The organism is Novosphingobium sp. AP12 (genome assembly GCF_000281975.1).
Lineage (GTDB): Bacteria > Pseudomonadota > Alphaproteobacteria > Sphingomonadales > Sphingomonadaceae > Novosphingobium.
The window spans coordinates 1-25,767 of record NZ_AKKE01000034.1 but is presented as its reverse complement, the minus strand read 5'-3'; the positions used below and the strand labels follow the sequence as shown (position 1 = coordinate 25,767).

The window sequence follows — 25,767 nt, the reverse complement described above, 5'->3', positions numbered from 1 at the left end:
CGCCGTGCCCGGCACACAAAAATGGCCCAGCAGCCTGATGGCCACTGAGCCAAGGAAAAGGCGGATGTTGCATCCGACCTTCGGGTCGCCCCGGTCGCTTACCGGGTTGCGAACCATTCGCAATGCAACAATTCCGTTGTATTTTAAGGGGCTCCGCGCCGCTGCACCATGAGGCCCGCGGCGTTCGATGAGCCTGAAAGGTTACTTGGTGGAGTACTCGCCCGGCTTGGCCTGGAAGTTCTCCTGCGCGAAAGCGCGGGCCGCATTCGCGGTCTTGAACAACTCGTCCTGAAGCGTGGCCGTGACGAGCGGATAGCCCTGCGAATTATACCTCGTCGTCCGCACCGTCAGGCGGAAATGGCCTTCCTCGTCCTTTTTGATGAGGAAAGGGCGGGTGCTGGGGTCGGTCATGGTTCAGGATCCTCTTTCTAACTGTGCGGCCCGGCTGGGCGGAAAAAGCGGTGCGACGCATACGGGCGTGCGCAGGCAGCAGCGCATCCCGGCTTCATGAGGCTCGTAAGGGACAAAAGAGGGCGAGGCCGCCCGATAGTCCGTCGCACGCGACGTCAGCATGGACCGCCTTAGGCAACATTTGCGCAAAATGCAATTGGCTGACGGAGGCCATGCTCCCAGGCAAGGCGCAAACAAAAATGGAGCCCGGCCTTCGCAGGCCGGGCTCCAGTGTGCTCCCGTCAGGAGTGAGGGTGTCCTTTACTCAGGTTCGATGCGCGGCGGGTCGATGACGGTGCCCTTTCCCGGGAAGATTCGCCGCTCGATGCGGGCATGGACACCCAGCGTGCCGTCGACGACCTGGGTGATGCCGAAGTCGGCCGCCACGCTCATCAGCGAATAGGCGTCGTTCTTGCTGAGGCCCTGCTTGTCGTGGAGCAGGTGGAGCATGTCCATCGAGCAGTTCTTCATCGCCTGGTCGAGGTCCTCGCCGAAGCCATGGACGATCCAGTTCTCGGGCGTTTCCAGCAGCGGCGAGGGGAAGTCGAAGTCCTTGCGCAGGATGATCTGGAACAGGCAGTCGAGCGAGGCCTCGATCGCGGTGCCCGAAATCTCGCCATCACCCTGGCTGACGTGCGGATCGCCGATCGAGAACAGCCCGCCCTTGACCTGGCACTTGTAGAACATCGTCGAGCCGGCACCGATGCGCCAGTTGTCGATGTTGCCGCCGTGAAGGCCCGGCGGGATGGTCGAGACCGGCTCGTTCACCGCCGGCGCGACGCCCGCGGTGCCGAGATGCGGGCGGGCGGGGATGGTTATGCCGGGCAGCGCCGGCTGGCGGTCGCAGACCGGGCAGTTGGTGATGGTGCCGGGGACGAGGTAGTCGCCCTTGAAGTCGTAGGCATAGAGCGCGTGGGCCGTGTTGGCATTGGGGTCGAGCTCGTAGATCGTCACCCGCTCCTGCTTGCCGAATTCCTCGTAGAGATGGCCCCAGTTGGCGGCGAGGTTCGAGCCGTAGTTGTTGCGCGGCACCATCTGAAGGTAGCGCACCTCGATCATATCTCCCGGCTCCGCGCCCTCGATGTAGATCGGGCCGGTCATGATGTGGACGCCCGGCGCGCGGCTGGCGGGGTCGACCTCGCGGAAGATGCGCTCCACGCCCTCGTCGAACATCAGTTCCGGCGCATCGCCGGCGTGGTGGGTGATCGCCTCGGCATGGACGAGATCGCCGCTCTTGATCGTCAGGGCCGGCTTGATGTCGGGCGAGAAGTAGCCCCAGTGGATGGTCTCCGGCGTGGCCTTGAGATGCCAGATCGCCGAAGGTCGCACTTGCGCCTTTGGCGAACCCAGAGTGGTGACCGAAGCCATGCATTGCCCCTTTGCTGTGTCAGATCGAGGACTTCACCTTCATCCCGGCCCGCAAAAGGGTCTTGGCCGTCAGCGCACTGGAACTTGGCTCAGGGCTCCGCTCGTCGGGCGAGTCAACAAACCGGACGCCTGCGGCCAAGAGCCGGGCGGCCGATTGGCCCAGACCCATGCCATCAAGAGCCGCAAGGAACCCGCATGCCCAACACGCTCATCTTCGTCGATCTGCCCGCCGACGATCCCGCCGCCGCCGGCCGGTTCTACGCCGAAGTCTTCGGCTGGCGCGACGACCACAAGCCCGAGGGCGTCTATCACCGCATGGTGCCGGGAGGCATGTTCCCCAATCCTGACGGCAGCGACAGCGAGATCGGCAACCTGCACGTCGGCATCTTCGACCCCGCCAACGCCCGCCCTCACCCCGACGCCGAGGGCATCGCGCCGCGCGCCATCGCCACCGACGGCCGCAAGCCTCGCATCTGGGTTCTCATCAGCGACGACGACACGCCCGAACGCATCCTTGCCGCCGCGGAGGAACGCGGCGCGACCGTGCTGTGGCGCAACCACTTCTGGAGCACCTTCAACGGGCTCAACCACTGCTTCCGCGACCCTTGGGGCAACGAGATACTGCTGTGGGGCAAGGCCGGTGATCCGCCGAAGATCCCCGAGGGCTACACCAAGGAATAGCTCCTCCGCATTTGCACGCTTGCCTTCGCAGGTGCGGTATGCAGACTTCGTCTCAGGCCGCACCTGCAGACCAAATAATCGATCAGGGAAGTTCACCATGTCCGCCCCAACGATGTCCGACAGCTTCATCGAATCTCTCTCCGCGTCGGCGGTCGACCTTGCCGAGGCGGTGACGCTGCCGCCGGAATGCTACACCGGCACCGACTTCTACGAGTTCGAGAAGGACGCGCTCTATTTCAACGAGTGGCAGTGCGTGGGGCGCGAATCCTGGATCGCCGAGCCGGGCGAATTCTACACCACCCGCACGGTGAACGAGCCGATCATCGTTGCCCGCAATCTCAGCGGCGAAATCAACGCAATGTCGGCGGTCTGCCAGCACCGCGCGATGCTGGTGGCCGAGGGCGCGGGCAAGGCGCGGGGGTTCCTATGCCCCTACCACCACTGGAGCTATTCGCTGGACGGCACGCTGGTGGCGGCCCCGGCGATGAACAAGACCTGCAATTTCGACCGCAAGGAGAACTCTCTCCCGCGGTTCGCGGTGGAGATCTGGAACGGCTTCATCTTCATCAACTTCGACCAGGACGCCGCGCCGCTCGGTCCCCGCCTCGCCAAAGTGGCCGAGGCGATATCCGGCTACGACCTCGCCAGCGCGGAAGGCCCCAGGCCCGACCCCGCGGCCAAGCTGCCGTGGAACTGGAAGGTGATGTTCGAGAACAACAACGACGGCTACCACGCCAGCCGCCTCCATGCAGGACCGCTGCATGATTTCGTGCCCTCGGGTCGCGCCGAGTTCCCGCACTCCGAGCCCGAGGACGCCGGCTTCCTGCGCTTCAACGGCACTCTCCACCCCGACGCCAGCTTCAACGCCACCCAGCGTGCCGTGCTGCCGGTGTTCCCCGGCCTGAAGGACGAGGCGCGCCAGCGCATGACCTTCGCCAACGTCCCGCCCTCGCTCAGCCTGGTGATGATGAGCGACATGGTGATCTACCTCATCCTGCGCCCGGACGGCCCGGAATCGCACGAACTGGAGACCGGCTTCCTGTTCGCACCCGGCGCGATGGCCGAGCCCAACTTCGAGAACCTGCTCGACATGAATCTTTCCGCCTCCGGCAAGATCATCGCGCAGGACATGCACGTCGACGAACTGGTGCAGGAAGGCCTGCGCTCGCGCTTCGCGCCGCGCGGCCGCTACTCATGGCAAGAGGGTGCGCAAGGCCAGTTCAACAAGTGGCTGGTCCATCGTTACCGCAATGCACACAAGCGTCTGGCGGGCACGGCGGCGATCGACTAGGCTGCACGCCAAGGGTTAGATAACAAGGAAATTCCGGCATGACCGGCGTGCGATTGACGACGAACGCCTACCCGCACGACCAGCGGCTGCAGGCTTGGCGTTTCGCATTGCAGCGCGTCAGCATCGAACTGGAATCCGACGACGAGGATATCTACGGCGACCTCGTCAGCTTCACCAGCGGCCAGAAAATCCAGTTCATCCGCTGCACCGGCACCGCGCAGGCGCTGAACCTCGACTTCCGGCAGGAGGCGCGCTGTTTCTGGCTCGTCCTCCTGCTGGAAGGCCGCGTCACCGCGATCAGCGGCGACCACGTCATCGAGATCGGCGAGGGCGACATGGTCTATGGCGGCGGCGACACCCGCTGCCGGATCGGGATGGAGGGCGACTTCCGCCTGCTCGTCGTCAAGGTGCCGCACAGCCTGCCGGCGCTGAAATCGCGCTCGCAGCTGCCCACCGAGATCAGCGACCTCATCGCCGACACTGCCGTCGCGCGCATGATGTCGAGCCTGCTGCGCACCGTCGCCGACACCATCCTCGACGTCTCGGACGACCAGATTCGTCCGGTCGAACTGGCCCTTCCCGAGATGATCGCCGCCACCCTGCTCGACCGCGCGCCAGCCAAGGCGCTGGGCGGCGCGGCAGGCGGGCGCGCCGCGATCCTGGAGCGGGTGTTCCAGTCGATCGAAATGAGGCTGTCGGACCCCAACCTCAACACCCACCAGATCGCGTCCGAGCACAACATCTCGCCGCGCTACCTGCAGAAGCTGTTCGAATCGCACGGTGAGAGCTTCGGCCACTTCGTCAAGCTGCGCCGTCTCGAACGCTGCCGGCTCGACCTCGGCAGCCCCCTCCACGCCCAGCGCTCGATCTCGGAAATCCTGTTCCAGTGGGGCTTCAACGACAGCGCCTCGTTCTCCCGCGCCTTCCGCGAACAGTACGGGATGAGCCCGCGCGAATACCGCAAGTCGCCCGAAAGCGTCGGCTCCTCCGCCGAAGCGCCCCGGCGCGGCAGGCCGGAAAAGGCGCGAGACGTGCGGCTGGAGAACCGCGAGCCGGCTAGCGTTCTCGAAGGCGTGATTCCCGCGCGCGACGCCCTACCCACGCTCGACGACGCCGCGCGCACCCGCCGCCACCACTTCCTGCCCGCGCGGCCCGACACGATCCACTGGGGTTACTTCAGCCGCTCGCTCACCCCGGCGCTGGAAATCCGATCGGGCGACTATGTGACGATCGAGACGCTTACCCACCACGCCAACGACGATGCCGAGCGCATGATCGAGGGCGACGCGGGCGCCGAGGCGGTGTTCCACTGGACCGGCGAGGGCAAGGCGGTCGAGCGGCGCGGCGCCGGGCCGCTCGATGCTTCGGCGCTCGGGCGCGGTCCGGGCGAAGGTTTCGGCGTCCACATCTGCACCGGCCCCATCGCCGTCGAGGGCGCGAGGCCCGGCGACGTAATCGAGGTCCGCATCCTCGAGATGGAGGCCCGCCCCAGCCAGAATCCGCGCTTCGCGGGCCGCGCCTTCGGCAGCAACGTCGCGGCGTACTGGGGCTTCCACTACAACGACCTCATCACCGAGCCCAAGGGCCGAGAGGTCGTGACTATCTACGAGATGGACGACGAGCCCGGACGGGCCACCGCGCAGGCGGTGTACTCCTACCGCTGGACGCCGCAGACCGATCCCTCGGGCGTGGTCCATGAGCGCTACGACTACCCTGGCGTGCCCGTCGATCCCGAGACGATCACCCGCAATTTCGATGTCTTGCGCGACGTGACCATCCCGGTCCGCCCGCACTTCGGCGTGATCGCGCTGGCTCCGGCGCATTCGGAACTGATCGATTCGGTCCCGCCGGCCAACTTCGGCGGCAACATCGACAACTGGCGGCTCGGCAAGGGCGCCAGCTGCTTCCTGCCGGTCGGCGTGCCCGGCGGGTTGCTGTCGATGGGGGACCCGCACGCCAGCCAGGGCGATTCAGAGCTGTGCGGCACCGCCATCGAATGCTCGATGACGGCGGTGATCCAGGTCGTGCTCCACCCCGCCAAGACCAGCAGAAAGTACATCCGCGACATCGACTATCCGATGATCGAGACGCCCGACGAATGGGTGATCCTGGGCTTCTCCCACCCGGACTACCTCAAGGAACTGGGCGCCAACGCGCAGAGCGAAGTCTACAAGCAGAGCTCGATCGACGCCGCCATGCGTGACGCCTTCCGCAAGGCCCGCCGGTTCCTGATGACCATCCGCGACCTGACCGAGGACGAGGCGATCTCGCTGCTCTCGGTGGGCGTGGACTTCGGGATCAGCCAGGTCGCCAATGGCAACTGGGGAGTCCACGCGGTGATCAGGAAGAGTTTGTTCTCGTCCTGACGCGGTACGTCGCCCCGGACCTGATCCGGGACGACGCAGGCGATCAATCCGCCGCGACGCTGGTCGTCAGGTGCTTCCACGTCTCGAACTGCATGCCCAGCATGGCGAACTCGCGCGTCGCGTAACCCAGCGCGTCGTTGCCCAGCAGCAGCACCAGCGGCGGCTCGGGCGAGGTAACGGCTGTCAGGATCGCCTGCGCCGTCTTCGCCGGATCGCTCGGCTCCTCGCCGTGGTGGCCGGTCAGGACGCCGCGCGCGGTGTGCGCCGTCTCGGCGTAATCGGCGATGGTCGGCTCCGCTCCCAGCAGGCGCGAGGCGGCGAATTCGGTGCGCATGCCGCCGGGCGCGACGTTGGTCACCTTGATGCCGAGGGGGTTCACTTCCTGCGCCAGCGTACGCCCGATACAGTCGAGCGCGAACTTGGTGGCGCCATAGATCGCGGTGCCGTTCCAGCAGGCCATGCCGCTGATCGAACCGATGTTGACGATATGCCCGGCGCGGCGTGCGCGAAGGTGCGGCAACGCGGCTTGGATCACCGCCAGCGCGCCCCAGACGTTGACGTCGAACAGCGCCTTGGCTTCCGCGATCGGGGTCTCCTCGACCGCGCCGGTATAGCCTAGGCCTGCGTTGTTGACGACGAAATCGAGCCCGCCGGTGCGCTCCTCGGCCGCATCCACGACGGCGGTGACGGCGGCGGCATCGGTCACGTCGAGCACCATGGCGATCGCGCGTTCGCCCAGCGCCTCGAACTCAGCGACGGCGTCAGGCTTGCGCACCGTGCCGACGACCGTGTCGCCGGCGTCGAGAGCCGCCTTCGCTATCGCCCTGCCCAGCCCGGTGCTCACGCCTGTAATGAACCAGTTGCTCAACGTCGTTCTCCCTCGCAAATGACCGCTTCCGACTACAGCCCGGGCACCGCCTGTGCTTTGCCCCCGACGCCCAATGCCTTGAGCACAAGCTCATCCACGCGGCCCATTCCGCTCGTTGATGTGCAACGCATCAGCTTCCGAACTTCGCGCAACAACAGCGCGGGCGCAGGGTGACAAGAACCGCATCACGCCCCATCCTAGCCTTCATCCGACAACGCAATGGCCAGCAGGGGAGCCAGATGATCCAGAGCCAACCGAGACCCGCAGGGTTCGGCCTTCCGTCAGACAGCGGAGGGCGCGACCTCGGCATCTTCATGCCGATGGCCAACGGCGGCTGGATCCTCTCGAAGAACGCGCCGACGCTGGACGGCTCCTACGACTACAACCTCAAGGCCGCGAAGCTGGCGGAGGACATCGGCCTCGACTTCATCATGGCGATGGCCAAGTACCGCGGCTATGGCGGCGAGACCGAGCATTGGCGTGCCAGCCTCGATTCGCCGATGATGATGGCGGGCCTCGCGCAGGCGACGAGCCGCGTGAAGGTCTGGGCGACGGTCCACACGATCCTCCAGAACCCGGCCGTCACCGCCAAGATGATCGCCACGCTCGACCAGATCAGCCACGGCCGCGCCGGGCTCAACGTGGTCACCGGATCGTACAAGGGCGAATTCTCGCAGATGGGTGCGTGGCCCGAAGGCGTCGATCACGACGAGCGCTACGTTCTGGCGACCGAGTGGATCCAGGCGATCAAGGCGCTGTGGACCGAAGACTCCGTCACCATGGACGGCAAGTATTTCCAGCTCGACGACTGCATGTCCGACCCCAAGCCCTCCACCTCGCCGTTCCTGGTCTGCGCCGGCACATCCAAGGTCGGCATCACCTTTACCGCGAACGAGATGGACGCGCTGTTCCTCTCGGGCGGCAATGTCGACGACCTCGCGAAGGCGAGTGCCGACGCCAAGGCCGGGGCGCTCGCGCTCGGCTCGAAGATTCGCACCTACTCGATGATGACCGTCGTCTTCGGCGAGACTGACGAGGCAGCCGAGGAGACCGCTGCGCACTTCCGCGCCGGGTTCGACGAGGGCGCGCTTCACGGCATGATGCGCGCCTACGGCTTCCTCGACGGCGAGATCGGCAAGGAGAACGCCTTCACCCAGAAAGCGCGCTCCACCTTCATGACCCCGCATGTCCTCGGCACCCCCGAGACGGTGACGGCGCGCTTGAGCGAAATCTTCGAGAAGACCTCGCTCGACGGGCTCATGCTGATCTTCCCGGACTACCACGCTTCGCTTCCGATCTTCGGCGAGACGGTGCTGCCGATCCTGCGTGAGCGGTTTCCCTCGCAGATGGCGGAGAGCGCGCATGTCTGACCTCCCCCACGTCGAGCCCGGCGAGATGATCGCACCAGGGCGCACTGCCCTCATCGTCGTCGACGTGCAGGTCGACTTCGCCTCGCCCGAGGGCCTGATCGGCGGCTACGGCACCGACATGAGCCCGGCCGAAACCGCGATCGACCGGATCGAGGAGTTGATTGCCGCCGCCCGCAAGGCCGGGGCCACTGTGGGTTTCATGCGCGTCATGACCCGGCCGGAGACCGACTCCAATGCCCTCAAGACCTGGATGGCCCGGCGCGGTACGCCCGACAATGCCGGCATCTGCCGCATCGGCACAGGCGGCGAGGACTACTACCGCGTCTCCCCCGAACCCGGCGACATCGAGGTCAGCAAGCTCGCCTATTCGAGCTTCCACGGCACCGATTTCGAGCAGCAGTTGCGCGCGCGCGGGATCGACACGCTGGTGATGACCGGCCTCACCACCGACTGCTGCGTGGACTCCACCACGCGCGATGCCTTCCACCGCGATTTCCATACTTTCGTGGTGTCGGACGCCTGCGCCAGCTTCGACGAAGCGCTGCATACAGGGACGCTCAACGCGCTCAACCAGCATACCTCGCTGCTGGTGACGACAGACGCGGTGGTGGCAGCATGGTCGGCCTGACCCTCGCATACGTCACCTTCCTGGCGCGCGACGTGGCGACGCTGGCGCAGTTCTACGTCGATGCGCTGGGGCTGGAGGAAGTGCCGGAATCGCGCGACCACCGCTACCGCGAAGTGCGCGGCGGAGGTTGCATGATCGGCTTCGCCACCGAGACGGTGCGCGCCTTCGTCAACCTGCCCGAGATCGAGGCGGTGGGCACCCGCTCGATCCTGACCTTCGAGGTCGGCAGCGTGGCACAGGTCGCGGTCATGGCCGAACGTACCGTTTCACACGGAGCAACGCTGGTGCGCGAGGGACAGGACACCTTCTTCGGCCAGCACCAGGCCGTCCTCAGCGACCCAGAAGGCAACGTCTTCCGCCTGAGCGCGGCTGTCGGGTCATGATCGTCTACGAACCCCCGCGCGCAGCGGAGCGCATCGCGCAGGTCGACCTGACGGGCAGCTTCGACGTTCTGGCCGAGCAGGCCCGCGTCGCGCAGGAAATCCACCGCGCGCTGCGCGAGACGGGGTTCTTCTACGTCACCGGCCACGGCGTCCCGCAACCCCTGCTCGACGCGCAGATCGCCCAGACCCGCGCCTTCTTCGCGCAGGACGAGGCGGCGAAAGCCAGAGTTTCCATCGAACATTCACCTGCCCGGCGCGGCTACGAGACGACCGGCAGGCAGGTGCTCGACGCTGGCTCGGCCGCCGACTTCAAGGAGAGCTTCATGCTCGCCCGCGACCTGCCGGCGAACCATCCGTGGGTCGTGGCCGGGCTGCCGATGCAGGGGCCGAACCAATGGCCCGAGGGTCTGCCGGGTTTCCGCGAGCAGGTGGAAGCCTGGCAGGCCGCAATGATCCGCCTCGGCCGGCACCTGATGGCCTGCCTGGCGCTGTCGGTCGATCTGTCGCCCGCGTGGTTCGCCGATGGCCTCGCCGAGCCGCAGGTCGGCGTGCGGCTGCTCTCCTATCCGCCGCAGCCGCAGGACGCGGAAGCCAACCTGCTCGGCGCGGGGGCGCATACCGACTGGGGCTCGATCACGATCCTGCTCCAGGACGACATGGCGGGCCTTGAAGTGCGCAATGCCGACGGCGAGTGGATACTGGCGACGCCGATCCCCGGCAGCTTCGTCATCAACGTCGGCCAGATGATGGAGCGCTTCACCGGGGGGCTCTACAAGGCCAACCTCCACCGCGTCCGCAACAACCACGGCACCCGCGCCCGCAACTCTGTCGCGACGTTCTTCGAGCTGGAGCCGCTTTACCGCATGGAGGTCGCCCCGACCTGCAAGGCCGGCGCTGATGCAGGCCCGGCGCGAACCATCGGCGAGCACCTCGAAGACATGGCCCGCGCGAGCTACGCGGCATGAGTGAGCCGCGCATCCCCGTCGACCTGCTGATCCGGGGCGCCTGGATCGTCACCATGGACGAGACGCGGCGCATCTACCGCGACGGCGCGCTGGCCGTCATCGGCGACCGCATCCACGCCGTCGGGCCGAGCGCCGAAGTCGAGGCCAGGGTCTCGGCGCGCGAGGTGATCGACGGCTCGCGCTTCGTGCTGACGCCGGGCTTCGTGAACTGCCACGTCCACATCACCGGCGAGCCGATCACGCGCGGCGCGGTGCCCGACGACACCGACTGGGAAGCCAACGTGATGGGGTGGCTGATCCCTACCTATCAGGCCCAGACGCCCGAGGAGGAACGCCTCTCCGCCCGCTTCGCCGCGCTCGAGATGCTGCGTACCGGCACCACCTGCTTCGTCGAGGCGGGCACCATCCTCGATCTCGGCGCGGTGTACGACGGCCTCGCCGAAACCGGCATCCGGGGCCGCATCGGCCAGTGGGCGCAGGACCGTGCCTTCGACCCGGCCGAGGATCAGGCCGCGCTCACCGCGCACGCCATCGAAACGCTCCAGCGCGAGGTCGAGCGCTATTCCTGCGCCGGCGACCCGCTGCTGGCCGCATGGCCCGCGCTGGTCGGCCACGTCACCGCTACCGACGACCTGTGGCGCGCGGCAACGCAACTGGCCAGGGACCACGGCGCCGGTGTCACCGCACACATGAGCCCGGACCCGCAGGACCCTGACTTCTTCCTCGCCGCCACCGGCAAGCGCCCGATCGCGCATCTGGCGGAGATCGGCGCACTCGGCCCGCAGCTTTCGCTCACCCACGCGATCTTCCTCGACATGGAAGAAGTTGGCCTGCTCGCCGGCACCGGCACTCATGTCACCCATTGCCCGATGACGGCGATGAAGGGTGCATACGGAGCCAGCAGCGCCGGCCTGTTCCCGGAGATGGCGGCGGCCGGCGTGCAGATCCAGCTGGGCACCGACGGGAACAACAACGGCAACGCCGCCGACATGATGCGCGCGATGTACGTCACCGCCGGGCTGTTCAAGGACGCCCGGCGCGATTCCAGCCTTTTCTCGGCCTACGACGTTCTGGAATGCGCCACCTTGAACGGCGCGTCCGGCGCGCAGATGGGGCACCTGATCGGCAGCCTCGAGCCCGGCAAGAAGGCCGACTTCGTGGCGCACGACCGCCATCGGCCCGAGTGGACCCCGCTGCTCAATGTCGTGAACCAGCTCGTCTGGTCGGCTGACGGACGGGGCGTGCACTCGGTCTGGGTGGACGGGCGCCGGCTGGTAGAGGATTATCGGGCGACCACGATCGACGAGGATGAAATCCTTGCTGAAGTGGAAGCCGCCGCCCCGGCGCTCCTCGCGCGTGCCGGAAAGACCGTTCCCTGCCGGTGGCCGGTGCTGTGACGCCTGCCGCCTCCTGCCCACGCCCGCTAGGGATTCTGCCATGACCGCCTCCACATCTGTGAAAGCGCCGATGAACACCCGGCTGCTCGTCTACATCGTGCTCCAGGCGCTGTGCCTGATGTACTTCCTGCTCTCGGCGGGCACCTTCAACTCGCTGGGGATGGTGATCCCCTCGATGGTAGAGGAGTTCGGGATGAGCTGGGCACAGGCGGGCTTCGGCTTCACGCTGCTCGGCACGGCCTGCGGCATCATCAGCCTGGCGCCCGCCTTCACCATCCGCAAGCTGGGCGTCGGCCGCACGCTGCTGACCGGCACGGTGATCCTCTTCGCCGGGTTCGGGCTGCTTTACGCCTCGACGGGAGTGGGCACCTACTACCTGGGCACGACGCTGCTGGGCGTGGGCTACTGCTTCTGCGGCACGGTGCCTGCGGTTCATGTCCTGTCGAGCACGTTCAAGCGGCGCTCGACGGTGCTGGGCATCTACTTCACCATCGGCAACCTCGGCGCGGTCGCGGGGCCGATGCTCTACTACGGCTCGCAGTCGGCCGGCATGGGCTGGCGCAGCTACTGGCTGATGTTCGCCATCGCCTCGGTCGTCATCGGCGGCTTCAGCACCCTCGTCGCGAGCCGCCTGCGCCTCGGTTCGACCGACGACGGCCCTGCCGCCGCCGACGCACGGACTGAATGGACCGTCCGCGCGGCGCTGAGCACCCCGCAGTTCTGGGTCGTCGTCTTTGCCTACACCGCCTGCCTCGCGATCAACACGACCACCCACGGCTTCGCCTACCAGCACCTGCTGGAACACGCGATCGCGCAGGACCGCGCCTCGCAGCTCATCAGCCTCTCGGCGCTGGTCTGCGCGATCGGTTCCGCGTTGGCCGGTGTGGTAGGCGAGAAGACCAGCCCCCGCGCGCTGGTGATGTTCTCGCTCGGCTGCCTAGGAGTGTCCGCCGCCACGCTTGCGGTGGCCGACGGCCCGCTGATGCTGATCCTGTGGATGGTGACCTTCGGCGGCGGGCTCGGCTTCAGCTACGTCTCGACGGTGATGCTGCTGCAGGAGTACTTCGGCCGCCGTGCCTCGCTGGAACTCTATTCGATCATGATGGCGGTCTCGACCTCGGCGGCGCTCGGCCCGGCGCTCGGCGGTGCGATCAAGGACCAGACGGGCAGCTTCTCCGGCGTCTTCTTCGGCCTCGCGGCGGTGAGCGCGGTGCTGTTCTGCGCCGTGGCGGTGCTCCGCAAGCCGGCGGCGCGGGCGCAGATCCGAGCCCCGCTGGACGAAGCATTCCAGTAATCCGGATACAAAAAAGGCCGGGAGCTCGCAGCTCCCGGCCTTTTTCGTTTCTAACGCTCGCGGATCAAACCGGCTTTTCGCCCTTAACCTGTATACGGTAGCCCGAGCGGACGGCCGGGAAGTAGTCCCAGATCGCCATGTGCTGCCCGCAGCGGTTGTCCCAGATGGCGATGGCGTGCGGGCTCCAGGTGAAGCGGCACTGGAACATCGGGCTCTGGACGTGATCGTAGAGAAAAGCGAGCAGCGCCTCGCTTTCGCGCTCCGGAATGCCCTCGATCCGGGTGGTGTAGCCACGATTGACGTAGAGCGCCTTGCGCCCCGTCACCGGATGCACCCGCACGACCGGGTGCGAGGTGCAGGGCAGGTCCATACCCTTGGGAACGAGGCCGCCGAACGCCTTCACGCCGTCGTGCACCGCACTGAGGCCCTCAAGCTGCGCCTTCATCCGGTCCGACAGCGCATCCCACGCGGCGTACATGTTCGAGAACACGGTGTCACCGCCAAGCGGGGGAACCGTGTGGAGATACAGGATCGAGCCCATCGGCGGCTCGGGATCGCAGCTCATGTCCGAATGCCAGCCCTCGCCCGCGACGTAAGTGGAATTCTCGTCGGCATGCATCTTGGTGATCTCGTCGAAGCCGGGCACGCGCCAGGGCTTGGTGCTGGGCGCGACGTGCGCTTCACCGAAGACGGCGGCAAGGCGGCGATGCGCCTCGAAGTCGATCGGCTGGTCGCGCAGGAAGATCACGAGATTGTCGGCCAGCGCGCGGCGCAGTTCGTCCGCCACGTCCTCGCCATAGGGCTGGGTAAGGTCGACGCCGCTGACATAAGCGCCGAGCGTCGGGTTAAGCTTCTCGATCTTCAACAACCGGTACTCCGCCTCGACCGGCTTGTCCTGCACCGCGACGTCCATCGTGATCTCCTGTTCCTTGCGACCCGAATGATCGCACCGAAATTTTGTTGATGCAATTTGTAATGCATATACCATTGCAATATACATCGTTATCTGGATTCGAAGGAGCCGCGCCATGACCGCAGTCTTTCCCGAAGCCGCCATCCGCGCCGCTGGCGAGGCGATCAACCGCGACATCGGCGAGGCGCTGGCCCTTCCCGGCGCATTCTACAGCGCCGAATTCTTCGCGCTTGAGCGTGAGCGCCTTTTTCCTTCGGGGTGGTGCGCCGTCACCGTCGCCAGCCTGATCCCGGAAAAGGGCGACGTCATGCCGATCGACGTCGCCGGCTGGCCGGTCCTGCTGACGCGGAGCAACGAGGGCGAGATCAAGGCGTTCCACAACATCTGCCGCCACCGCGGCGTCAAGCTCGTGACCGAATGCACCCACAAGAGGCGGCTCACCTGCCCGTGGCATGCGTGGACCTATTCGCTCGACGGGGAACTGCTGTCGACCCCGGAAATCGGGGGTGCGAAAATCAACCAGGCGGACGGGTTCGATCGTAGCAAACTCGGCCTCAAGCCGATCCGCGTCGGCCGCTGGCTCGACCTCGTCTTCGTCAACATCGGCGGCGAAGCGCCGCCGTTCGAGGACTGGATCGCCCCGCTCGAAGCGCTGCTGGCGGACTACGACCTCACGAACCTCGTCCACGGTGAGCGGCTGGTCGACAGCTACGGTGCCAACTGGAAGATCGCGATGGAGGCAGGCATTGAGGACTACCACCTCCCCTTCGGCCATCCGCAGCTCGAAGCGCACCTGTTCCGCAACACCAGTCCCTGCGTCCACAAGCCGGTCTATGCGGGCGGCTATGTCGATGTCAGCGCCGCGCACGAGGAAGGCTCGGAAACCCGCGCCTGGACCGCGCGCTTGCCCGACCTGAAAACGCGCGAGGGCAAGCCGCTGCCGCTGCTCTATTCGCTTATGCTGTTCCCCTCCGCCACCGTGCTCATCACCGCCGACCACGTCATGCTCGGCACCCTGCTGCCCGACGGGCCGACCCGCACGATCATGGACATCAGCCTCTATTACGACGGCGAGGCCGCCACCGACCCCGCGCTCGCCGAGGCGCGGCAGGGCAATCTCGACATGTGGCTGGGCGTGATCCCGCAGGACAAGCCGTTCATGGAAGCCGCACAGGCAGCCATCGCGGCGCGCGACCTCGCAGGCATCGACGCGCGGTTCTCGCCCTATTGGGAGGGCGGGGTGCGGGGCCTGCAACAGATGGTGCTCGACGCGGTCGCGTGAGCCGGCCCTCGACGCCGCTGCAGCAATGAGAAGGGACTTAGCAATCCGCCAATGCCTCCACCTCCGCCCGCAGCGGCATCGACGGCGCCGCCCCGCGCCTGCCGACCGAGAGCGAGGCTGCAGCATTCGCTAGCTTCAGCGCTTCCTCCGGGCCGATGCCCTGATCGACGCAGGCGGCGACGACGCCGCAGAAGCAATCGCCCGCGCCGCTGGTGTCGATTACCGTCTCGGCTGCGATCGCCGGCGCGAAAATGGCGCGCTCAGCCCAGACCGCCGCCGAGCCGATGGCGCCCAGCGTCACCACCACAGCCTGGTTGGGACGGGTCAGCAGCCGCCGCGCGACGAGCAGGTCTTCCAGTGCTTCGGGCTCCCGGTCGAGCTGGAGGTAGTCGGCGAATTCGCTCTGGTTGAAGATCAGCATGTCGGACAGGCCGAACAGCTTCGACCCCGCCGGCAGCGCCGGTGCAGCATTGAGGATCTTGCGGACCGGCCCCGCCGCATGATGCGCAAACAGTGCAGCGATCTGGTCGATGTCGGTCTCGAGCTGGACCAGCAGCACGCGGGTCTGCGCGTCGATGGTGCCGATCACCTTGTCGGCCCGTGCCTTGAGGTTCGCCGCTGCCTCGACCATGATCATGTTGTCGCCTGCCGGCTCGATCAGGATCGTGGCGCGCCCACTTCCATGGCCTTCGAGCACCTCGACATGCGACGTATCGACGCCTTCCGCCTCCAGCGCGCTGCGCAGCATTGCCCCTGCAGCATCGCCTCCGACCGCGCCCGCCATGCGAGTCACCGACCCGAAGCGCGCGGAGGCCACCGCCTGGTTGAGCCCCTTGCCGCCGACCGCCTGCTCGCTCTCGTCCACCAGCAGCGTCTGCCCCCAGCCCGCGCGCGAAGGCAGGCGCAGCGCGATGTCGAGATTGAGGGAACCGAAGACGCTGACGCTCATGAATTTACCTCAGTTACGGATGCCCAATACCTGAACCCCAAACTCCGTTCGGGTATCGAAAGTTCGACCTAGGCCATCGAGCGAGCGCGTTCTTGCCTCCACGCGCCCTCAATACGGCCGGTCGCCCTTGACCCACATCCGGTGCATTTCGCGGATGTAGCGGGTGTCGTCGAAGAGCGTGCCGGTGTGCAGGGTGCAGCGGTTGTCCCAGACGAGCACGTCGCCGACCTGCCACTTGTGGCGATAGACGAAACGGTCCTGCGTGACCCATTCGATCAGTTCGTCGATCAGCACTTCGCTGTCGGCGGTGGACCAGCCGACGAACCCCGGCGTCAGGCTCGACACCCAGAGCGCCTTGCGGCCGTCCGCCGGGTGGGTGCGCACCAGTGGATGCACCACGTCCGGGTTGGCGCGCAGGACCTCGGGCGGGACCGCCTTGCGGCCCTCGCTGCGCATCTTGTGGAGGTATTCGAAGCTGTGGATCTGCTTGAGCTTCGACAGTTCCCCCTGCCGCTCCTCCGGCAGCGCGGCGAAGGCGGCGCACTGGTCGGCGAGCAGCGTGTCGCTGCCCTCAGGCGGGACCTCGATCGCGTGCAGCATCGTGCACATCACCGGCTGCGCGGTGTAGTTGAGGTCGGTATGCCAGCCGATCCCGTCGTTGTGCGCGCCCACCGGCCTGCCGTCCTCGAGCCGGTTGGAAAGAACGTAGACTTCGGGGTGACCCGGCAGGATGTAATCCTGCAGCGTGTGCCCGTTCAGCTCGCCGAACGCCTTGCCGAAACGCACGAACTGCTCGGGTGCCATCGCCTGCCCGCGCAGCACGATCGCGCCGGTGCGGTGGAACTCGGCGACCACCGCAGCCAGCATCGCGTCGTCCGCTGCGGCGAGGTCCACACCGATGATCTCGGAGCCGAAGCCATGCTTGAGCGGCGCGGTATCTAGCGTCAAGGTGGTCATGCCGTGTCTCCCGGCCCGGTCTGGTCGGGTGCGCTCTTGCCAAGCAGCGACCAGTCGTACTTCAGGTTGAGGTGCGAGCCGTCGCAGAACGGCTTGGACTTGGAATAGCCGCAGCCGCAGATCGCCTGGAGCCCCGGCTCCGCGACAGTGAAGGCGGTGACCTTCTTCGGGCTTTCGGCGGCCTCTGCCTCGGTGACGAGGCGCGAGCCCTCGCGGCCGCCCTGGCGCCACAGGTACGTCTCGCCGGGCTTGAGGTCGAGGAAGTAGGGCTGGCTCGGAGTTCCGTCGGGCCAGCGCTTCTTGACCCAGCCTTCGGAATAAGAGCTGGCCATGTTGAGCTTGAGCTCGATCGCGCTGAACTTCCAGGTGCCGCCGTCCCTGCGGAAACGGGCGTCGTAAGTGCCGCCGATCCAGCAGGCCTCGGCCTCGCCGGTGTGCTCGTTGGGGATCGTCGCGGCTTCCCAGAGATACCAGAAGCCGGTCGCCTCCTCGCCCGATGCATCGAAGGTGATCTGCACCGAGATCATGTTGTGGAGCGACCACCAGATTTTCTCGCCCGCCACCGCCTTGAGGCCGAGCGCGCAGCCGTCGCCGCCGCCGTGGAAGGTGCCGAAGCCCTTGCAGGTCCAGGTCGCGTCGTCGGTGAACAGCGGGCGCAGCAGCACGGGGTCGTTGCCGACGTCACATGAGCGGGCGTATGTGGTGACGAGATCGCAGATTTCGTCCTTGGCGGTGAGCCGGGCGACTTGCGCGCGCAGGGCGGCAAGCTCGGCGACGATGTCGAGGTCCATGGTATCCGTCGTCATGTCCGGTTCCCTTACTCGGCAGCCTGGGCGTATTCGCCGTTCAGCGAGGCGGCGTAGCTCTTGTAGCGCTTGATCAGCCAGTTGTTGATCTGCGCCAGGGTCTTCTCGTTGGGCGACCAGCGTGTGCGCGGGGCGACGCGCGAGGACATGCCCTTGTGGGTGCGGATGTTGGCGACCGTGTCCTGCTCGTTGAACACCGCGACGCCGTCGATCGTGCCCTTGAGCAGCAGGTCGGCGGTCGGCAGCGAGAGGTTGTCCCAGCTCGTCAGCACGCCGACGCGCAGGGTGATGTCGCCGGCGGCCTGCGGGAGGATCACGTAATAGAACACCACGTCCGCCTGCGCGCCGAGGAACAGGTTGGGCATGACGCCTGCGAACACGACGCGGCTGCGCTCCGCCTCGGTGAGGTCGGGCAGCGCGGGGAAGAGCGCCTTGCCGGCGATGTTGAAGCCGCCGTCGATGTGCATGAACTCCACCTCGCGGTAGATGGCGCCGTCGTCGGTCTCGTCCCACTCGGTGAAGCGGGTGTTGCTGGAGGGGGCGAAGTCGTGGATGCCGGTGTGCAGGTAGTGCGTGTGGTAAGGCTCCAGCGCGTTCTCCTGCATGAATTTCCAGTTCCACTTGTTCGACGCCCACTCGACCGGCTTGATCGAGGCGAGGTCCTCCATGTGGTGGTTCTGCAGCAGCGTGGTCAGCCCCTTGAGCCGCGGCGCCAGCGCCTCCGCTTCGCCGTCGAAGTTGACGAAGATGAAGCCGTTCCAGATTTCCGAGCGGAACGCGGGCAGGCAGGCGGTGTGCTTCAGTTCCGCGAAGGGGAGCGTGCCTTCCATCTCGGGAGCACCGGTGAGCGTGCCTTCGAGGTCGTAGGACCAGCCGTGGAACGGGCAGGTGAAGTTCTTCGCATTCCCGCTCGCCTCGCCGAGCAGGTGCCCGCGGTGACGGCAGACCGAAGAGAGCACGCGCACTTCGCTATCTTTGCCGCGAACGACCAGCAACGGCTCGCCGACGATCTCAAGCGTGAAATAGTCGCCGACATCAGGGATGGCGCCGATGTGCCCGACGGCTACCCACTCACGATCGTAGACGGCGCGTTTCTCGAACTCGAACCACGCGGGCGAGGTGTAGCATTCGGGCGGCAGGCTCATCGCCTGCGACACGTCGCCCTGGCTGGCATCGAGCTGCCCCAGCAGCGCGAGGACTTCGGGCGCCAAGGCGAGATCGGGCAAACCTGCCCGCAAGAACTGCGTCATCCTGTCACCTTTTTTCGAATCGCACCTTGCACGAAAAATCAAAGTGCATTGCATATTGCATTGCATCGTACAGAATTATAGGCGACTGGCAATCGTCCAGTGGAAGCCGATCAAGCATGCCGGGAGCGCCCATGATCTTTCTGTGCAAGGTGACCGACGTTCCCGCAGGCCGCGCCAAGCGCATCGCACGCGGGCGCAAACCAGCTGTCGCAGTGTTCGACGTGGACGGCGTGCTCCACGCGGCGGCGGACCAGTGCACTCACGGCACAGCGTTGCTTTCGCGCGGGAAGATCATCGACGGCAAGGTCGTGTGCCCGCTGCATTCCGGCAGTTTCAATCTGCTGAGCGGCGCAGCGGTCGATCTGCCGTGCGAGGAACCGCTCGCCGTCTACCGGCTCGAGGTCCGCGGCGAGGACATCTACGCCGAAGTGCCGGACTGAGCCACGCGCGTCAGGCGGCGACGAGGGCCGGGTCCAGCGCAGCGACAAGGGCGTCGGTATCTGAGATGGCCGCAGCGTAACGTCCAAGGGCCGCCAGCGCCGCGTCGTGCGATTGGGGTGAACTTCCGGCGCAGGCGTCGGCAAGGACGATCACGTCGTAGTCGCGCATGAACGCGGCGCGCGTGGTCGAATCGACGCAGCAGTCCGTGCTCACGCCGGTGATGACGAGGAGTTCAATCCCGCGCTGGCGCAGCCGTGCGTCGAGCGGGGTTTCGAGAAAAGCGTCATAGCGCGATTTGATGATTTCAAGGTCGCCCGCCTCCGGCGCGACGGTCCAATATCCGGCGCCGGGGGTTCCGGCCCGGCACAGAGCGGCACCGCCGCCGCGCCCCATGCGCTCCATGTGCCCGAGCATCGCGGGCGAGTCGGTTTCCGGCGCGGTTTCGAGACGAACGAAGACGATCGTGAGCCCCGCTGCACGCGCCGCGGCCACTGCCCGGTTGATGTTCGCGATTGCTGCCGGGACTGCCGAAACGTCCGCGCCCGCCCTTGCGCAGAAGCCCTCCGTTGCGACGAAATCGACCTGTACGTCGATGACGAGCAGCGCCGCCTTGGTAGTGGTCAGGCGGGAGATCAGCGGATCGTGCGCAGTCTGCGGCATGACGAGAGGGTTCCCCAAGCTATGTTCCGGTGTCGCCGGCGGCCCATGCGCACAAACTTTACCGCGCGCGCCGCAAAGAGCAGGCTACTCAAAATATGCCATGCATCAAGCGGTTTAATACCCTTTGCTATTTGCATGTAATCCCGAGCAAGGAGTCGCGCTATCTTAACGACACGACGCAGCTTTCGCCTCCCCATGGCCGCCGCAACCGTCTTGGCGCTGCTGGCATCGACCGCGCAGGCGGCTGCGGAAGACGCGGCCCCGGTGGTCGCCGCCAAGGCGGGCAAGCTGGAGGGCAAGCGCGACGGCGCAGTCGATGCTTTCCTCGGCGTGCCGTTCGCGGCGCCGCCGATCGGGGCGCTGCGCTGGCGGGCGCCGCAGCCTGTCGAGCCTTGGAAGGGCCTGCGCAAGGCCGGCGCATACGGCGCAGACTGCATGCAGTGGCCGCTCGATGCGCCGCCCAGCGCCGCCTACGTCCGCCCGGTCAGCGAGGATTGCCTGACGCTCAACGTCTGGCGGCCTGCGGGCGCCAAGCCGAAGAGCAAGCTGCCGGTGATGGTGTGGATCTACGGCGGCGCATTCGCGATGGGGTCGGCGTCGTGGCCGGTCTACGAGGGCGCGAACCTGGCCCGCGAGGGCGTGATCGTGGTCGGCGTGAACTACCGCCTCGCTCGCTTCGGGTGGTTCGCCCACCCCGCGCTCAGTGCGAGGGACGAGGACGGCATGCTCGCCAACTACGGCCTGATGGACCAGATGGCGGGGTTGCGCTGGGTGCAGGACAACATCGCGGCGTTCGGCGGCGATCCCGCCAATGTCACCGTATTCGGCGAGTCCGCGGGCGCCTTCTCGGTCAACGCACTGATGGCTTCCCCCAAGGCGCGGGGACTGTTCACCCGCGCGATCTCGCAGTCGGGCGGCGGACAGAAGGGCTTCGGCCGGCGGCTCGACACATACATGCCCGAGGCGGAGAAGACCGGCCTCGACTGGACCCGTTCGCTCGGCATCGCGGACGACGACCTCACCGCGATGCGAGCGCTGCCGGCGGCCACCGTGCTCGGCCCCAAGGACCCGCTGGTGCTGGGCGGCATCATCATCGATGGCCGGATCGTGCCCCAGCCCGTCGACGAGGCATTCCTCAAGGGCGACATCGCCCGCGTGCCCTACATGGTCGGCGCGAACTCGTGGGAGGACAGCCTGCTAAAGTACATACCGGGCGCCGAGGCCGCCGTGATCCCGGCGATGGGCGGCAATGCTGCCCCGCTCATGGCGATCTACCGCGAGGATGGCGCGGTGCCCGAGCGCGATGCGATGCAGCACCTTTGGGGCGATGCCTTCATGACCGCGCCGGCACGCTTCCTCGCCCGCCGCTCCGCCGCCACAGGGGGGCCGACCTACCTCTACCACTTCAGCTATGTGCCTGTGGCCGCGCGCGGCAAGATCCCGGGCGCGCGCCACTCGGCCGAGATCAGCCTCGCCATGCGCAACGAGGTCAGCGGGGCGCAGTTCGAGGAAGGCGCCGCCGACACCCCCATGGCGGAGGCGATGAGCGGCTACTGGCTGCGCTTCGCCAAGACCGGCAACCCGAATGGCACGGGCGCTCCCGAATGGCCGCGCTACGATGCGAAGGGCGACAGGCTGCTCGAGTTCGCCGACCAGGGCCCGGTCGTGCGCGAGAAGTTGGACAAGGACGCCTTCGACATGATCGACGCGGCCTATTTCGACCGGACGAAGCTCACCGAACCAAAGCCCTGAACTTTCGCTACGGCCCCGCTCCATGGGCGTGGGCGTAGCGGTAGGGACCGAAGGCGAGGATAGCGACGCCGCTGTAGATCAGCACCGCGATAACGGCGTAGATCGCCGGGTCGTAGCTGCCGGTCAGGTCGAAGGTGCCGTTGAGGATCAGCGGGACGATCGCGCCGAAGCCCAGTGTGCCCGCCAGGAACACGCCGGCGATCCGCCCGAACTCGCGCAGTCCGAAATAGCGCGTCACCATGTAGAGCAGCAGCGTGAATTCCATGCCCGCGCCCAGCCCCATGAGCACGCCCGAAAGCAGCAGCACCGGCCCGCTCTGGACCAGCACCAGCAGCGTGGTCCCGAGCGCGGCGATGAGGAACAGCGGCACGAGGATAAGCGGGCGGCGCGAACGGTCGGCGAGCCAGCCCGCGAAGGGCTCGGCCAGGATCGTCGAGAAGGCGAAGGCCTGGATCACGCCCACCGCCTGGCCGATGGGGATGCCGCGATCGGTCAGCAGCGGGACGATCGTCGTGAACAGCGAGGTCATGCAGCCCGCGCCGAGGGGGAAGATCGAGAACATCCACCAGAACACCGGTCGCCGCATGGCCTCTCGCAGGCTGTCACCGGGCAGCGGGGCGGCGTCGATGGTGCCAGGCTGTCCACCCTCCTGCGGCGCCTCGCGCAGCCAGAACGCCATGACCGGCAGCGCCACCAGCGCCATGAGCGCCGCGATCACTACGAAGCCGCCGCGCCAGCCGAGATGAAGCAGTGCCTGCCCGGCGATCATCGCGAAGACCAGTGAGCCCCCGCCATAGCCGACGCCGCCGCTGAAGCCGGTCCAGAGGCCGCGCGTCCGGTCGAACCATGAAGCAAGAATGCGCGTGAAGGCCAGCGTGTTGGGCAGAGCGCCCACGACACCGGCGAGGAAGAACAGCGCGTAGTAGACTGCCAGGTTCGCCGGGACCGTGGATATGGCGAGGATGGTCGCCGCCAGTGCCACGCAGCCGCCAAGCGCGATGCGGCGGGGTCCGAAGCAGTCCGCGAGAATGCCCGCGAAGGGACAGGCGATCGCCGTGCCCACGGCGCAGGCGCTGAGCGCGCCCGCGACGGCAGTGCGGCTCCAGCCGAAATCCGCCGCGATGCTCTTGAGGAACACGCCCATGGTGGTCGAAAGCGTCGGCGTGATCGAGAAGAACGCGCCCACCGTCGCGGCCAGGATCACCATCGCCGCCGACCTGCGCGAACGGGTGGGCGGCGTTAGCACCATGGCTTCGGGGGTCTGCAGCATCGATCGATTACCTTCCTTGGTGAGACGCACGATCAGGCCGCCGCCAACTGGCGACGGCCCTCCCGTTGATGCATCGGCCCGAAGGCAGTCTCGTCGTCTTCAGAACTTGTAGCCGACCGAGAAGATCGCCTGCCGCGGAGCAATGAAGGTGTCGGAGATCTGCCCGCTGCCATAGGGATCGGTGAAGCGCGAGTTGACGCCATTGGTGTCGAACACGTTCGTCACCGTCACCGAAGCGCGGAAGCCGGTATCGCCAAAGTCGTAGTTGGCGAAGAGGTTGACCTGCGAATAGTCCGGCGTGTCGTCCTGCACGGGCGTGCCGAAGACGCGGGATTCGAACTTTCCGCGATAGATGTACTGCGCGCGCGCGGTGAACTCGCCCGAGCCGATCTGGCCAGTCCACGAGACCGCCGCCGAACCCTGCACGGAGGGCATCTTCGGGATCTTGTTGCCGTTGATGTTCTGGCGGGCAGCTTCGCGGGCGAAAGTCGCCGGGCCGAAGTTGCCATAGAACCCGCCGGTGCCCGCGAACCCTGCCGCAACCTGAGCCGCATCCGCTGCGGTCGGATTGAGCGCAAGGTAATCGCCCTTGAACTCGCCGTGCAGCAGCGAGAGCGAACCCTCGAACCGGAGGTGCTCCGTCGCGCGCCAGTCGGCCTCGAACTCGGCGCCGAAGACTTCCGCCTTGGGTCCGTTGCTGATGCCGTCGGCGAACAGCACGGCGTCTTCCTCAAGGAACTGCAGGTTCTTGTAGAAGTAGTAGAACGCCGATGCGTTGATCTGCAGCGTGTTGCCGAAGAAACGGTTCTTCGAGCCGACCTCGATCGAGTCCAGCGTCTCGGGCTTGAACGTGGGCTTCACGCCGCTGTCGAACCCAAAGATCGTATACGAGGAGTTGCCCTGCGAGGCCGAGCTGTTGATGCCGCCCGGCTTGAAGCCGCGCGTATAGCTGGCGTAGAGCATGTTCTGCGGCGACAGGTCGTAGTCCACCGCGAACTTGCCGGTAACGCGGGCCGTAGTGGTGCCGACGCCCGGAGTGGGCTGGAGGTAAGGCCCCGAGGTCTTGTCCGTCGTGGGCCCGGCCTGGCTGTCGCCCTGCCCGCTGTACTTGTCGTGGTTGTAGCGCGCACCCGCGGTGACCGAGAGCTTGTCGGTCACGTCGAGGGTGGCCTGCACGTAGCCGGCATAAGCCTCACGCGTGATCGACGAGAGCTCCGCGTAGGTGAAGGTCGAGACACGCGGGTCGTTGTAGGGCGTGTCGACCGGCAACGGCGCGTTCAACCCATCGCCGGTCGCGGCGCGGTATTCGTTGATGTAGTTGTTGTTGGTCGAGTGCAGGTAGACGCCGCCGACGATCCAGCGGAACGGTCCGTCGCTATCGGAGGCGAGGTTGTATTCCTGCGTCCACGACTTGGTGTGCTGCTCCCAGGCGGCGATGTGATCGTAGCGCACGCCGGCGCCCGGCTGGGTGGTGTTCGTGAGATTGTAGAACAGGTCCGTGTTCAGGCCATCGCCGTCCCAGGACAGGTTACTGTGCAGCTTCTGGTAGCTCGTGATCGAGCTGAAGGTCGCACCGCCCATGTCGAACTTGATGACGCCGTAGTAAAGCTGCGTTCGGATGTAAGTCTTCCCCGGGAAGTCCTGCGTCAGCTCGCGCTTGTCGGGGTTAGGGTCCAAAATATTGCGCTGGGCGGCGGCATTGTTGTCGCCCTTGTATTGGATGGTGCTGAGAAGTACCGATATGCGGTCGGTCGGCTGCCACTTGACCGCCAACTTTCCGCCCCATTCATCGGCGTCGTCCAATTCGTAGTCGGGATCGCCCGCAACGCTGGTCGCCTTGGCGTAACCATCGTGGCGATAATGCTGGACCGCACCGCGAACCGCCAAAGTCTCCCCAATCGGCACGTTGAGCGCCGCGTCAGCCTTGAGCAGGTTGTAGTTGCCGTAACCGACATTGGCGGAGCCGGAAAATTCGCCGGGCTCGGGCTGCTTGGACACCACATTGATAGTGCCGCCCGTCGAGCCCTGACCGTACATCGTGCCCTGCGGCCCGCGCAGCACTTCGACCTGCGCGACATCGATGAAGGCGGCGTTGGCGGCGATCGAGTTGAAGATGTACACGCCATCGACGTGGAACGAGACGCCGGGCTGGGTATTCGGATTCTCAGGCGTTTCCGAGCCGATGCCGCGGATCGAGATCAGACGCTCACCGCCGCCGCTCTTGGCGACCACGAGGCCGGGCACGCTACCGTTCAGGCCTGTGATCTCGGTGATGTTGGACTTGTTGAGCGTGTCGTCGGTGACACCGGTAACCGACAGCGACGCCTTCTGCAGCGTCACGTTGGTGCGCTCGGCGGCAACGACGATCTCGCCAAGCGGAGAATTCGAACCATCGGCATCGGCGCTGTCGGCAGCCGTATCGGCAG

The 25,767-nt window shown here is 66.5% G+C and carries 23 protein-coding genes; 12 read left to right on the top strand and 11 right to left on the bottom strand.

Annotation, left to right across the window (positions count from 1 at the left end):
• Nucleotides 1-201 precede the first annotated feature (201 nt).
• Both PMI02_RS06775 and PMI02_RS06770 read right to left on the bottom strand, forming a co-directional pair.
• A complete protein-coding gene (locus PMI02_RS06775) occupies nucleotides 202-411 on the bottom strand; it encodes a hypothetical protein (protein ID WP_007680576.1) in 210 nt (69 codons plus the stop codon).
• 300 nt (nucleotides 412-711) lie between these two features.
• Nucleotides 712-1,818: an acetamidase/formamidase family protein gene (locus PMI02_RS06770; protein WP_007680575.1), complete on the bottom strand. Its 1,107-nt coding sequence runs from the start codon at nucleotides 1,816-1,818 to the stop codon at nucleotides 712-714.
• A gap of 195 nt (nucleotides 1,819-2,013) precedes the next feature.
• On the opposite strand from PMI02_RS06770, the gene PMI02_RS06765 reads away from it, so the two are divergent.
• From PMI02_RS06765 to PMI02_RS06755, 3 genes are all read left to right on the top strand, one after another.
• Nucleotides 2,014-2,499: a VOC family protein gene (locus tag PMI02_RS06765; protein WP_007680572.1), complete on the top strand. Its 486-nt coding sequence runs from the start codon at nucleotides 2,014-2,016 to the stop codon at nucleotides 2,497-2,499.
• A gap of 97 nt (nucleotides 2,500-2,596) precedes the next feature.
• Nucleotides 2,597-3,790, top strand: a complete 1,194-nt coding sequence (locus PMI02_RS06760; protein ID WP_007680569.1) for an aromatic ring-hydroxylating dioxygenase subunit alpha — start codon at nucleotides 2,597-2,599, stop codon at nucleotides 3,788-3,790.
• A 38-nt stretch (nucleotides 3,791-3,828) separates the two neighbouring features.
• Nucleotides 3,829-6,156: an acetamidase/formamidase family protein gene (locus PMI02_RS06755; RefSeq protein WP_007680567.1), complete on the top strand. Its 2,328-nt coding sequence runs from the start codon at nucleotides 3,829-3,831 to the stop codon at nucleotides 6,154-6,156.
• 43 nt (nucleotides 6,157-6,199) lie between these two features.
• On the opposite strand, the gene PMI02_RS06750 is transcribed toward PMI02_RS06755, so the two are convergent.
• The gene (locus PMI02_RS06750; RefSeq protein ID WP_007680565.1) at nucleotides 6,200-7,024 is read right to left on the bottom strand and encodes an oxidoreductase; all 825 of its coding nucleotides are present in this window, start codon (nucleotides 7,022-7,024) and stop codon (nucleotides 6,200-6,202) included.
• Between the two features lie 239 nt (nucleotides 7,025-7,263).
• On the opposite strand from PMI02_RS06750, the gene PMI02_RS06745 reads away from it, so the two are divergent.
• The 6 genes from PMI02_RS06745 to PMI02_RS06720 are packed head-to-tail and all read left to right on the top strand — an operon-like array spanning nucleotide 7,264 to nucleotide 13,061.
• Nucleotides 7,264-8,394: an LLM class flavin-dependent oxidoreductase gene (locus PMI02_RS06745; protein WP_007680563.1), complete on the top strand. Its 1,131-nt coding sequence runs from the start codon at nucleotides 7,264-7,266 to the stop codon at nucleotides 8,392-8,394.
• Nucleotides 8,387-9,022, top strand: coding sequence for a cysteine hydrolase family protein (locus tag PMI02_RS06740; protein ID WP_007680562.1), 636 nt, complete (start codon nucleotides 8,387-8,389; stop codon nucleotides 9,020-9,022). The genes PMI02_RS06745 and PMI02_RS06740 overlap by 8 nt, the downstream gene beginning before the upstream one ends.
• Complete coding sequence (locus PMI02_RS06735; protein WP_007680560.1) at nucleotides 9,010-9,405, top strand: VOC family protein; 396 nt, start codon at nucleotides 9,010-9,012, stop codon at nucleotides 9,403-9,405. Before PMI02_RS06740 ends, PMI02_RS06735 begins: the two co-directional genes overlap by 13 nt.
• Nucleotides 9,402-10,370, top strand: a complete 969-nt coding sequence (locus PMI02_RS06730; RefSeq protein WP_007680558.1) for an isopenicillin N synthase family oxygenase — start codon at nucleotides 9,402-9,404, stop codon at nucleotides 10,368-10,370. Before PMI02_RS06735 ends, PMI02_RS06730 begins: the two co-directional genes overlap by 4 nt.
• Complete coding sequence (locus PMI02_RS06725) at nucleotides 10,367-11,767, top strand: amidohydrolase family protein (RefSeq protein WP_007680549.1); 1,401 nt, start codon at nucleotides 10,367-10,369, stop codon at nucleotides 11,765-11,767. Before PMI02_RS06730 ends, PMI02_RS06725 begins: the two co-directional genes overlap by 4 nt.
• 40 nt (nucleotides 11,768-11,807) lie before the next feature.
• A complete protein-coding gene (locus tag PMI02_RS06720; protein ID WP_007680548.1) occupies nucleotides 11,808-13,061 on the top strand; it encodes a CynX/NimT family MFS transporter in 1,254 nt (417 codons plus the stop codon).
• 64 nt (nucleotides 13,062-13,125) lie between these two features.
• Here PMI02_RS06720 and PMI02_RS06715 read toward each other — a convergent pair whose 3' ends face one another.
• On the bottom strand, nucleotides 13,126-13,974 hold the full coding sequence (locus PMI02_RS06715) for a TauD/TfdA family dioxygenase (RefSeq protein WP_007680545.1): 849 nt from the start codon (nucleotides 13,972-13,974) through the stop codon (nucleotides 13,126-13,128).
• Between the two features lie 115 nt (nucleotides 13,975-14,089).
• Between PMI02_RS06715 and PMI02_RS25800 the strand changes: the two genes are divergently transcribed.
• Nucleotides 14,090-15,256 carry an aromatic ring-hydroxylating dioxygenase subunit alpha gene (locus PMI02_RS25800; RefSeq protein WP_007680543.1) on the top strand — a complete coding sequence of 389 codons (1,167 nt, stop codon included), beginning with the start codon at nucleotides 14,090-14,092 and terminating at the stop codon, nucleotides 15,254-15,256.
• 37 nt (nucleotides 15,257-15,293) lie between these two features.
• On the opposite strand, the gene PMI02_RS06705 is transcribed toward PMI02_RS25800, so the two are convergent.
• The 4 genes from PMI02_RS06705 to PMI02_RS06690 form a co-directional block, all read right to left on the bottom strand.
• The gene (locus PMI02_RS06705) at nucleotides 15,294-16,205 is read right to left on the bottom strand and encodes a ribokinase (RefSeq protein WP_007680542.1); all 912 of its coding nucleotides are present in this window, start codon (nucleotides 16,203-16,205) and stop codon (nucleotides 15,294-15,296) included.
• Between the two features lie 108 nt (nucleotides 16,206-16,313).
• On the bottom strand, nucleotides 16,314-17,162 hold the full coding sequence (locus tag PMI02_RS06700; protein ID WP_007680541.1) for a TauD/TfdA family dioxygenase: 849 nt from the start codon (nucleotides 17,160-17,162) through the stop codon (nucleotides 16,314-16,316).
• Nucleotides 17,159-17,968, bottom strand: a complete 810-nt coding sequence (locus PMI02_RS06695; protein WP_007680540.1) for a nuclear transport factor 2 family protein — start codon at nucleotides 17,966-17,968, stop codon at nucleotides 17,159-17,161. The genes PMI02_RS06700 and PMI02_RS06695 overlap by 4 nt, the downstream gene beginning before the upstream one ends.
• A gap of 11 nt (nucleotides 17,969-17,979) precedes the next feature.
• Complete coding sequence (locus PMI02_RS06690) at nucleotides 17,980-19,218, bottom strand: SRPBCC family protein (RefSeq protein WP_007680539.1); 1,239 nt, start codon at nucleotides 19,216-19,218, stop codon at nucleotides 17,980-17,982.
• Nucleotides 19,219-19,349: 131 nt separating this feature from the next.
• On the opposite strand from PMI02_RS06690, the gene PMI02_RS06685 reads away from it, so the two are divergent.
• A complete protein-coding gene (locus PMI02_RS06685; RefSeq protein ID WP_007680538.1) occupies nucleotides 19,350-19,658 on the top strand; it encodes a Rieske 2Fe-2S domain-containing protein in 309 nt (102 codons plus the stop codon).
• A gap of 10 nt (nucleotides 19,659-19,668) precedes the next feature.
• Here the strand turns inward: PMI02_RS06685 and PMI02_RS06680 are convergent, their stop codons facing one another.
• Nucleotides 19,669-20,319: a cysteine hydrolase family protein gene (locus tag PMI02_RS06680; protein WP_007680537.1), complete on the bottom strand. Its 651-nt coding sequence runs from the start codon at nucleotides 20,317-20,319 to the stop codon at nucleotides 19,669-19,671.
• Nucleotides 20,320-20,514: 195 nt separating this feature from the next.
• On the opposite strand from PMI02_RS06680, the gene PMI02_RS06675 reads away from it, so the two are divergent.
• Nucleotides 20,515-22,071 (top strand): carboxylesterase/lipase family protein, encoded by a 1,557-nt coding sequence (locus PMI02_RS06675; protein WP_007680536.1) that lies wholly within the window; start codon nucleotides 20,515-20,517, stop codon nucleotides 22,069-22,071.
• Nucleotides 22,072-22,078: 7 nt separating this feature from the next.
• On the opposite strand, the gene PMI02_RS06670 is transcribed toward PMI02_RS06675, so the two are convergent.
• Nucleotides 22,079-23,341, bottom strand: a complete 1,263-nt coding sequence (locus PMI02_RS06670; RefSeq protein ID WP_007680535.1) for an MFS transporter — start codon at nucleotides 23,339-23,341, stop codon at nucleotides 22,079-22,081.
• A 99-nt stretch (nucleotides 23,342-23,440) separates the two neighbouring features.
• Nucleotides 23,441-25,767: TonB-dependent receptor (locus PMI02_RS06665; RefSeq protein ID WP_007680534.1), on the bottom strand; the 2,327-nt coding region annotated here is incomplete at its 5' end.